The 8,750-nt window shown below is 60.6% G+C and carries 8 protein-coding genes; 6 read left to right on the forward strand and 2 right to left on the reverse strand.

Annotated elements, in window-relative coordinates; translation table 11 throughout:
• Nucleotides 1–293 precede the first annotated feature (293 nt).
• Together LJE93_15200 and LJE93_15205 are read left to right on the forward strand one after the other, a co-directional pair.
• On the forward strand, nucleotides 294–866 hold the full coding sequence (locus tag LJE93_15200) for a lytic transglycosylase domain-containing protein (GenBank protein MCG6950259.1): 573 nt from the start codon (nucleotides 294–296) through the stop codon (nucleotides 864–866).
• Between the two features lie 214 nt (nucleotides 867–1,080).
• Complete coding sequence (locus LJE93_15205) at nucleotides 1,081–1,533, forward strand: hypothetical protein (protein MCG6950260.1); 453 nt, start codon at nucleotides 1,081–1,083, stop codon at nucleotides 1,531–1,533.
• 139 nt (nucleotides 1,534–1,672) lie between these two features.
• Here LJE93_15205 and LJE93_15210 read toward each other — a convergent pair whose 3' ends face one another.
• Nucleotides 1,673–1,930, reverse strand: a complete 258-nt coding sequence (locus LJE93_15210; GenBank protein ID MCG6950261.1) for a hypothetical protein — start codon at nucleotides 1,928–1,930, stop codon at nucleotides 1,673–1,675.
• A gap of 38 nt (nucleotides 1,931–1,968) precedes the next feature.
• Here LJE93_15210 and LJE93_15215 point away from each other — a divergent pair, with 38 nt between their 5' ends.
• The 4 genes from LJE93_15215 to LJE93_15230 all read left to right on the forward strand — a co-directional run bounded on the left by LJE93_15215 (nucleotide 1,969) and on the right by LJE93_15230 (nucleotide 8,165).
• Nucleotides 1,969–2,790: an inositol monophosphatase gene (locus LJE93_15215; protein ID MCG6950262.1), complete on the forward strand. Its 822-nt coding sequence runs from the start codon at nucleotides 1,969–1,971 to the stop codon at nucleotides 2,788–2,790.
• A 132-nt stretch (nucleotides 2,791–2,922) separates the two neighbouring features.
• Complete coding sequence (locus LJE93_15220) at nucleotides 2,923–3,414, forward strand: hypothetical protein (protein ID MCG6950263.1); 492 nt, start codon at nucleotides 2,923–2,925, stop codon at nucleotides 3,412–3,414.
• Nucleotides 3,415–3,585: 171 nt separating this feature from the next.
• Nucleotides 3,586–7,164 carry a pyruvate:ferredoxin (flavodoxin) oxidoreductase gene (nifJ, locus tag LJE93_15225; protein ID MCG6950264.1) on the forward strand — a complete coding sequence of 1,193 codons (3,579 nt, stop codon included), beginning with the start codon at nucleotides 3,586–3,588 and terminating at the stop codon, nucleotides 7,162–7,164.
• 11 nt (nucleotides 7,165–7,175) lie between these two features.
• Complete coding sequence (locus LJE93_15230) at nucleotides 7,176–8,165, forward strand: dihydroorotate dehydrogenase-like protein (GenBank protein ID MCG6950265.1); 990 nt, start codon at nucleotides 7,176–7,178, stop codon at nucleotides 8,163–8,165.
• 284 nt (nucleotides 8,166–8,449) lie between these two features.
• On the opposite strand, the gene LJE93_15235 is transcribed toward LJE93_15230, so the two are convergent.
• The coding region (locus LJE93_15235; GenBank protein MCG6950266.1) for a tetratricopeptide repeat protein at nucleotides 8,450–8,750 on the reverse strand (301 nt) is incomplete at its 5' end.

Here is an 8,750-nt window from a genome sequence, read left to right on the forward strand (position 1 = left end):
AGATCTACACCCACGTCGCGAGAGAACGACTTCGTCGGCTCTACGACGAGAAGCACCCGAGGGCATAGAAGGAATTAGGAATTAGGAATTAGGAATTAGGAATTGTGAATTCTGAATTAGGAATTCCCCACCACCCCCCCCTGGAACCCGGAAGCTCGGGCAAGTGGGCGGTTCTCCGAATTCCGAATTCCGAATTCCGAATTCGACTCTGGTCAATCTCAGTCTTCGCGATTCTGCTCGCAATCTTACCCTCGGTCTCGAGCGCAAAACTAGCGGTGTTCGTCGATGGTCGCGTGCTCAAGGTCGACGACGCCCGCCTCGAGGGTTCCGAGATCGTTCTCGATCTCAAGGGTGGAGGATCTCTTCGGGTGTCCGCTGTGCGCGTCGATCGTGTGATCGCCGACGAGGTCGAGGAACCCAGTGCCGAGCCGGAGTTCGGCGAGCCCGATTGTCCCCCTACCTGGAACGACCAGTCACTTCCGGATCACCTCGCCTTTCGTACGGCCATCACCGAGGCCTCACGTGCCGCCGATTTGGATCCCTGGCTGGTGGCCTCGATCGTTCAGGCCGAATCGGCCTTCGATCCACGGGCGGTGTCACGGGCGGGTGCATCCGGGCTGATGCAGCTGATGCCTTCGGCAGTGGCGGATCACCGGGTACGCGACGTCTTCGATCCGGAGGAAAACCTACGCGGAGGCACCGAGCACCTCAGGCTGATGCTCGACCGATTCAAATCGATTCCTCTCGCCCTCGCGGCCTACAACGCCGGCGCGAGCACCGTCGAGCGCTACGAGGGCATTCCTCCATACAAGGAGACTCGGGACTACGTCCGCCGGGTGATTGCGCTCTTCTGTCCGGAGGAGTGACAGCGCACGATGCTGGATGCTGGATGCTGGACGCTGGATGCTGGATGCTGGATGCTGGATGCTGGATGCTGGATTCAGCGAATCGATAGGCTCCCTCGCTGAATTGTCAAGGGCCTGCCACGGCGAAGCCGGGTGGGCGGGCGGATCGAGTATCCAGTATCGAGCATCCGGCATCGGGTGGGTGGCTGCTACACTTCGCCCGAGGAGAAGAATCATGGTGAAACACAGAGTCATGCTGATCGCGGTCGTGGTTCTGGCCGTGGTCGTCGTCACGGGTTGCGGAGACAAGGAGACGCCTGAGCAGAAGGTGAAACGCCTCCGCTATAACCATGAGATCTATCCGGCCGGCATGACTACCCTGTACGATGCCGAGGGGCAGCCGACCCTGCTGGTCGACCTCCAGGTGGCGAATCAGGGCTCCGAGGCACTCGAGAAGCTGACCGTGTTGGTGAAGATCGTCGACGCCACTGGCGCCGAAAAGATCTCCCGGCGCGTGACCCTCGACATGTCCGGCGTGCAGCCGGGCACCGGCGCGCGGGTCTCGGCTACCTTGCCTGGAGTCGAGCTCCTCGATGACGACCAGGCGACCGTCGAGCTCGAAACCAATCTGTCGCCGGAGGACCTGCACGGCCTCCCTGAGTATGCCGAAGTAGCCGGAACCAGTTGAGCCTCCTGGATGAAACCGCTGATTGGCGGCGCTTTTCAATTGGGGCGCACGAAAAGGGAGGGGATAAAACCCTCCCCTGCAGTAGGTCCCGTAGGGGCAGGGTTCAACCCCGCCCGCAAATCCAGGTTTTGAAAAAGGGTCAGTTGACTGGCCCAGGCGGCAGCTCTGTAAGCCCGAAACGCTCCATCAAGATGCCGCGGAGCTCTAAAAGCTCGGTGCTTTCAAAGATATCGGCGGCATCCGGAACGAGCCGATTCACGGCCTTACGGGTCGCTTCGATCAATCGAAGTCCCTCACATAACCGGAGGTCCGGGTCTTCTCTGAGCGTCTTGCGGGTCACGTCGAGCATGACCTCGCATCGCGCATCGGCTAGCGATCGGAATTCGTCGGTGGTCACTTCCGCCCCATCACTCACGTTCAACCGGAGAACCGAGCATGCTATTTCAAGATCCTGAAGGGTTTCTCGCCGAGATCGAAGAGATCGCAAACCTCGGTGCAACCGAGCTCATGGCCCATTGGAGGTCTCTCAGCTCCGGCCAGATCACAGAAAAGGCTCGTAACGATCTGGTGACCGCTGCAGATCTCGCGTCGGAAGAGGCGATCCTCCGTGCCGTTCGCGCACGCTTCCCCGACCACAGCATCCTCTCCGAGGAAGCGGGCAGTTCAACTCCTTCGACGGGCGCACCCACCTGGATCATTGATCCGCTCGATGGCACCACGAACTTCGTCCACGGCATCCCGCACTTCGCGATCTCGATCGGCGTCGCGATGGAGGGCCGCATCGATTTCGGCGTGATCCTGGACCCTCTCAAGAACGACGTATTTTCGGCGGCGCGCGGCGGTGGATCGAGATGGAACGGTACGCCGTGCCACGTCAGCGATCGAAAGGGGCTCGAAGGCGCGTTGCTTGCCACCGGCTTCCCGTTCAAGGCCCACCGCCTGCTCGATCCCTACCTCGACATCTTTCGGAAGACCTTCCTCAGATGCAAGGCGATTCGACGACCGGGGGCGGCTGCCCTCGACTTCGCCTACACCGCCTGCGGGCTCTTCGACGGCTTCTTCGAGTTCCAGCTCTCCGCGTGGGACATCGCCGCAGGTTCTATCCTCGTCGAGGAGGCGGGTGGATTGATCACCGACATGGATGGAGGCAACGACTACCTCGAATCCGGAAATGTCGTATGCGGGTCGCCCGGGGTTCACCGGGAGCTCCTCGAGATCGTGGCGGCACACCGCGACAGCTGGCAGGAAAGACTCTGATGTCTGATCTTCACTGCGTTTCAGTTGTGATCCCCCTGGTTCGATTCGCGCAACGATGTCTGGTTGGCCGCCATGTTCCCCACCCCCGCCAAATCGCGTTGACAATCCTTGGTAGGGTTATACTGCTCTGAAATGGACGAACGAGAGATCAGCCACGGCACGATGCGCGACAGAATTCAGGAGGCCGTTTCCTGGACGCGTTCGGAGGAGTACGAGGAAGCCATCGACGTCTTCGAGGAGTATCTTCCCGTGCTCTCTGCGGACGGAGACCTGCAGGACAAACGGTTTGCCGCCGCGGCATTCTCATACTACGGGCTCTGCGTGGCGATGGTTCGCCGCAGGTATGCGGAAGCCATCAAATACTGCAACATTTCGGTCAAGGCCAACTTCATGGACCCCGAGCATCGGACCAACCTGGCTCTCGTGTACCTCGAACGTGACGACCGCAAGAATGCGGTGAAAAACCTCGAGGCGGGCCTCCGCCTTCAGCCTTCGAACAAGCGCATCCACAAGATCTTCGCCGACATCGGACGTCGGAAACAGGTGATGTTTACGTTCCTCTCGCGCAATAATCCGCTCAACGTGTGGATCGGCAAGCTGCGCACCCCGAAGGCGCAGAACTGACCTCGCCATCATCGCAACCGGGTTGGCAAATCCCGATTCCGGAGAACACTTGCCAGCAGCCGGCCGGAGGTTTATCCTACCCGTTGTGAATTTGTTCACGTGATCCGTTCGCGTGACATCCGCCCGAGAATCCGACACGCCACCCCATGAGCAACGACTGCGGAGGTTTCCATGGATGAAAAACGAACCGTGATGGTTGACGGCAATGAGGCCACAGCCTCGGTCGCCCACCGAATCAATGACGTATGTGCAATCTACCCGATCACCCCGTCCTCGAACATGGGTGAGTTCGCTGACGAGTGGTCGGCTCAAGGCAAGACCAATATCTGGGGCGTGGTCCCTGATGTGATCGAGATGCAATCCGAGGGTGGAGCTTCGGCGGCGGTGCATGGCTCGCTCCAGGGCGGCGCCCTCACCACCACTTTCACCGCCTCTCAGGGGCTGCTCCTGATGATCCCGAGCATGTACAAGATCGCCGGCGAGCTGACCTCCGCGGTATTCCACGTCTCGGCACGGACCCTCGCCACTCACGCCCTGTCGATTTTCGGTGACCATTCGGACATCAACGCCGTCCGTCAGACCGGGTGGGCGCTGATCGCCTCCGGGTCGGTGCAGGAAGCGCACGACATGGCGTGCGTTGCGCAGATGGCAACCCTCGCCAGCCGTATCCCGTTCCTTCACTTCTTCGACGGTTTTAGAACCTCGCACGAGGTGTCAAAAATCGATTACCTCGAGGATGACGATCTACGGAACCTCATCAACGACGATCTGGTTCAGGCTCATCGCGACCGCGCCATGTCGCCGGACCGGCCGTTCATTCGCGGCACCTCGCAGAACCCGGACACCTTCTTCCAGGCCCGGGAGGCGATCAACCCCTTCTACGACGCCTGTGCCGGACACGTGGTCGATGCGATGAAGAGATTCGGCAAGCGGACCGGACGTGAGTACCAGCCCTTCGATTACATCGGAGACGCCGAGGCTGAACGAGTGGTCGTGATCATGGGTTCCGGCGCCGAAGCGGTGCACGAGATGGTCGAATGGCTCAACGCCAAGGGCGAAAAGGTGGGTGTGCTCAAGGTCCGTCTCTACCGCCCGTTCTCGGCGAGCCACTTTTTGCGTGCGCTGCCGAAAACCACCAGCAAGATCGCGGTCATGGACCGCACAAAGGAGCCGGGGTCGGTCGGCGAGCCGCTCTACATGGATGTGGTCACCGCTTTGGCCGAAGCCAAGGCCGTGGGCGCCAGCCCCTTCAACCAGGAGCCGGTGGTTGTCGGCGGCCGATACGGTTTGTCGTCGAAGGAGTTCAACGACACCATGGTCAGGTCGATCTACGACAATCTGGCCGCCGATCAGCCACGAAATCACTTCACCGTTGGCATCGTCGACGACGTAAGCCACACCTCGCTCGAAATGGACGACGACTTCACCATCGCAGGAGATGATGTCTTTCGCGGCCTCTTCTACGGCCTCGGATCGGACGGTACGGTCGGGGCAAACAAGAACTCGATCAAGATCATCGGAGACGAGACCGACAACTTCGCGCAGGGTTATTTCGTTTACGACTCGAAAAAGGCCGGTGCGGTGACTGTCTCCCACCTCCGGTTCGGACCGGATCCCATTCGCTCCTCCTACCTGATTCGCAAGGCCAAGTTCGTGGCATGCCACCAGTGGGTCTTCATCGAGAAGCTGGACATGCTCGCCTATGCCGAAAAGGGGGCGACCTTCCTGGTCAACTCGCCTTTTGGTCCCGACGAGATCTGGGACCATTTCCCGAAGGAAGTCCAGCAGGCGATCATCGATCTCGACCTCGAGGTCTACTGTATCGATGCCACGGATGTCGCCCGGGAAACCGGAATGGGACGGCGCACAAACACCATCATGCAGACCTGCTTCTTCGCCATTTCGGGCATCCTCCCGCGCGACGAGGCGATCGAGAAAATCAAGAGCGCGATCAAGAAAACCTACGGCGCCAAGGGCGATGAGATCGTTCAGCTCAACTTCAATGCAGTCGACAGCACGCTCGCCAACCTGCATGAAGTCACGGTTCCCGACAAGGTCACATCAACCTTCTCGCGTCCGCCGACGGTCTCCGAGGAGGCGCCCGAGCTCGTCAAGCGCGTCACTGCAGTGATGATCGAGGGCAAGGGCGATTTGCTTCCGGTTTCGGCCTTCCCGCCCGACGGCACCTGGCCCACCGCCACAACCCAGTGGGAGAAGCGCAACATCGCGATCGACATCCCGGTTTGGGACGAAGAGCTCTGCATCCAGTGCAACAAGTGCGTGCTGGTATGCCCGCACGCCGCGATCCGTGCCAAAGTCTACGATCCAGCGGCTCTCGACGGCGCCCCTGCGACCTTCAAGACGGTTGACTACAAGGCGAAGGATTTCGCCGGCTCCAAATACTCCATTCAGGTCGCACCGGAGGACTGCACGGGCTGCCAACTCTGTGCGCGGGTTTGTCCGGCGAAGGACAAGTCGAACCCCAAACACAAGGCGCTCGACATGACCCTTCAGATGCCGTTGCGTGAGCAGGAGCGTGAGAACTACGCTTTCTTCCTCGACCTGCCTGAGGTTGACCGCACCAAGGTCAAGATCGACGTCAAGGGCTCGCAGTTCTTCCAGCCTCTCTTCGAGTACTCGGGAGCGTGTGAGGGTTGCGGCGAAACTCCGTACGTCAAGCTCCTCACCCAGCTTTTCGGCGACCGGCTGCTGGTGGGTAATGCGACCGGCTGCTCGTCGATTTACGGCGGCAATCTGCCGACCACCCCATATGCCCAGGATGCGAATGGGCGCGGACCCGCCTGGAACAACTCGCTCTTCGAAGATGCCGCCGAGTTCTCACTGGGATTCAGGCTCGCAGTCGACCAGACAACGGCGTCCGCCAAGAGCCTGCTAAAGAGACTGGCCGACCATATTGGCAGCGAACTGGTAGATGACATCCTGCAAGCCGACCAGCTCAGCGAGGAGGGAATCCAGAACCAGCGTGCGCGCGTGGAGACCCTGCGCAAGAAACTCGAGGACATCGACAGTCCGGAAGCGAAGACTCTCAGCAACATAGCCGACTACCTGGTTCGCAAAAGCGTGTGGGCGGTCGGTGGTGACGGATGGGCCTACGACATCGGCTACGGCGGACTCGACCACACCCTCGGCATCGGTCGCGATGTGAACATGCTCGTTCTCGATACCGGTGTTTATTCGAACACGGGTGGCCAGGCCTCGAAGGCAACACCGCTTGGCGCCACCGCCAAGTTCGCGATGGGCGGTAAGGAGATCCCGTCAAAGGACCTCGGCATGATGGCGATGGCCTACGGCCACGTCTACGTTGCTTCGGTGGCGTTCGGCGCCAAGGACAGCCAGACGGTCCGCGCCTTCCTCGAGGCAGAATCCTACGCAGGTCCCTCGATCGTCATCGCGTACTCCCACTGCATTGCTCACGGCTACAACCTGTCCGACGGCCTCGATCATCAGAAGGCCGCGGTGGACAGCGGTGCGTGGCCGATGTATCGATTCGATCCGCGGCGGACTGCGATGGGCGAGAACCCGCTCAAACTCGATTCGCGGGCGCCGAAAATTTCTTTCGACGAATACGCGTTGTCCGAGACGAGGTTCCGGATGCTTATGAAGATCAATCCCGAGCGTTCCAAGAAACTGCTTGCTGAAGCCCAGCGCGTCGTCCGAGCCAAGTACGACATGTACCAGCAGCTCGCGAACCTGCACTACGGATCTGACGCCGACAGCGAAACGAATTGAGGGAGGGAATGATGGACCTCAAAACCACGTATCTCGGACTCGAGCTCGCCAATCCGATCGTCAGCGGCTCCTGCCCCCTCGGCGCCAACCTCGACACCATTCGCCTGCTCGAGGATGCCGGTGCGGGTGCGGTCGTCCTGCCCTCGCTTTTCGAGGAGGAGATCATGGGCGCCGCGCAGGCGCAGCTAGAGATGGAATCGGCCGGTGCCGGCTTTGCCGAAGCTTCCTCCTACCTCCCCAATCCCGACGGATACCATGTCGGGCCGGACAGGTACCTGGATCACGTCCAGGCTGCAAAGGAGGCTGTGTCCGTCCCGATCATCGGATCGATCAACGCGTCCTCGCCGGGCGGCTGGACGCGCTATGCCAAGAAGATGGAGGAGGCCGGCGCCGACGCCCTCGAGCTCAACACCTTCTACCTCGCCACCAACGCCGACGAAACCGGCTCCGACGTCGAGCAGCGGACGCTGGACATCGTGGGCGGCGTCAGGGAGGCGGTATCGATCCCGATCGCGGTCAAGCTGTCGCCGTTCTTTTCCTCCCTCGCCAACCTCGCCACGCAACTCAAAGATAAGGGCGCCGACGGGCTCGTCATCTTCAACCGCTTCTACCAGCCGGACATCGACATCGAAGAGCTGGATGTTGTGCCCAATCTTCGCCTATCGACCGCCGACGAGCTGCGTCTCAGGCTGCGATGGCTGGCGATTCTCTCGAGCCAGGTCGACCTTTCGCTCGCCGCAACCGGCGGCGCGCACAACGCGGTCGACGTCATCAAGTCCGTCATGGCCGGCGCCCACTCGGTGCAGATGGTGTCGGCGCTCCTGATCCACGGTCCCGAGCACATCACGCGCACCCTCGAGGCGATCGATTTCTGGCTCGCCGAGCACGAGTACGAATCGCTGCGTCAGATGCAGGGCTCGATGAACATGTCCAAGGTGCCGGATGCCGCCAAGCTGACCCGCGCCAACTACATGAAGATGCTGGACAGCTGGCAGCAATAACGTTACATGTTGGATCGTCATGGTTAGAACGTTCTGGGGCGGGGAAACCCGCCCTTTTTCGTTACGATGCGAGATGCGCCCATCAAGAGCGCTCTGCCACTTTGGCAACACAGGTGTGGATCGAGAGCGCGTACCGGTTCTATGACCGCCCATTGGGAGTGCGTGCCGCTTCGGCGACACAGGTGCCACTCCTCACATTGTCTGCCCTCAGGGCGTTCCTGTGGCAAAGGTATGGAGTCAGACAATGTGAGGGGTGGCACCCTTCTCGCTCCAACGGGAAGCGCTTAGAGGCGTGAGCGCACCTCGGCGAGGATGGTCTCGAATTTGGGGTTGGCCTTGAGCGAGTCGAAGTCGTCGTCTTCGAAAATCCGGTGGTTGGCCCAACCGATATCGAGTGCCCGGTGGAGGGTGGCGATGGCCCCATCACCATCGCCACTGAGGGCGAGAAGGCAGGCCTGGTCGTAGAGATTCCAGGCAGAAGAGGAGTGGTTGGAACCGAAAATCTCTTGCCGAATTTCGAGGCCACGTCGATACCACTGCAAGGCTTCGTCATACTCCCCCTTCTGGTAGTGATGAAACCCGAAC

It is taken from the genome of Acidobacteriota bacterium (assembly GCA_022340665.1).
Lineage (GTDB): Bacteria > Acidobacteriota > Thermoanaerobaculia > Thermoanaerobaculales > Sulfomarinibacteraceae > Sulfomarinibacter.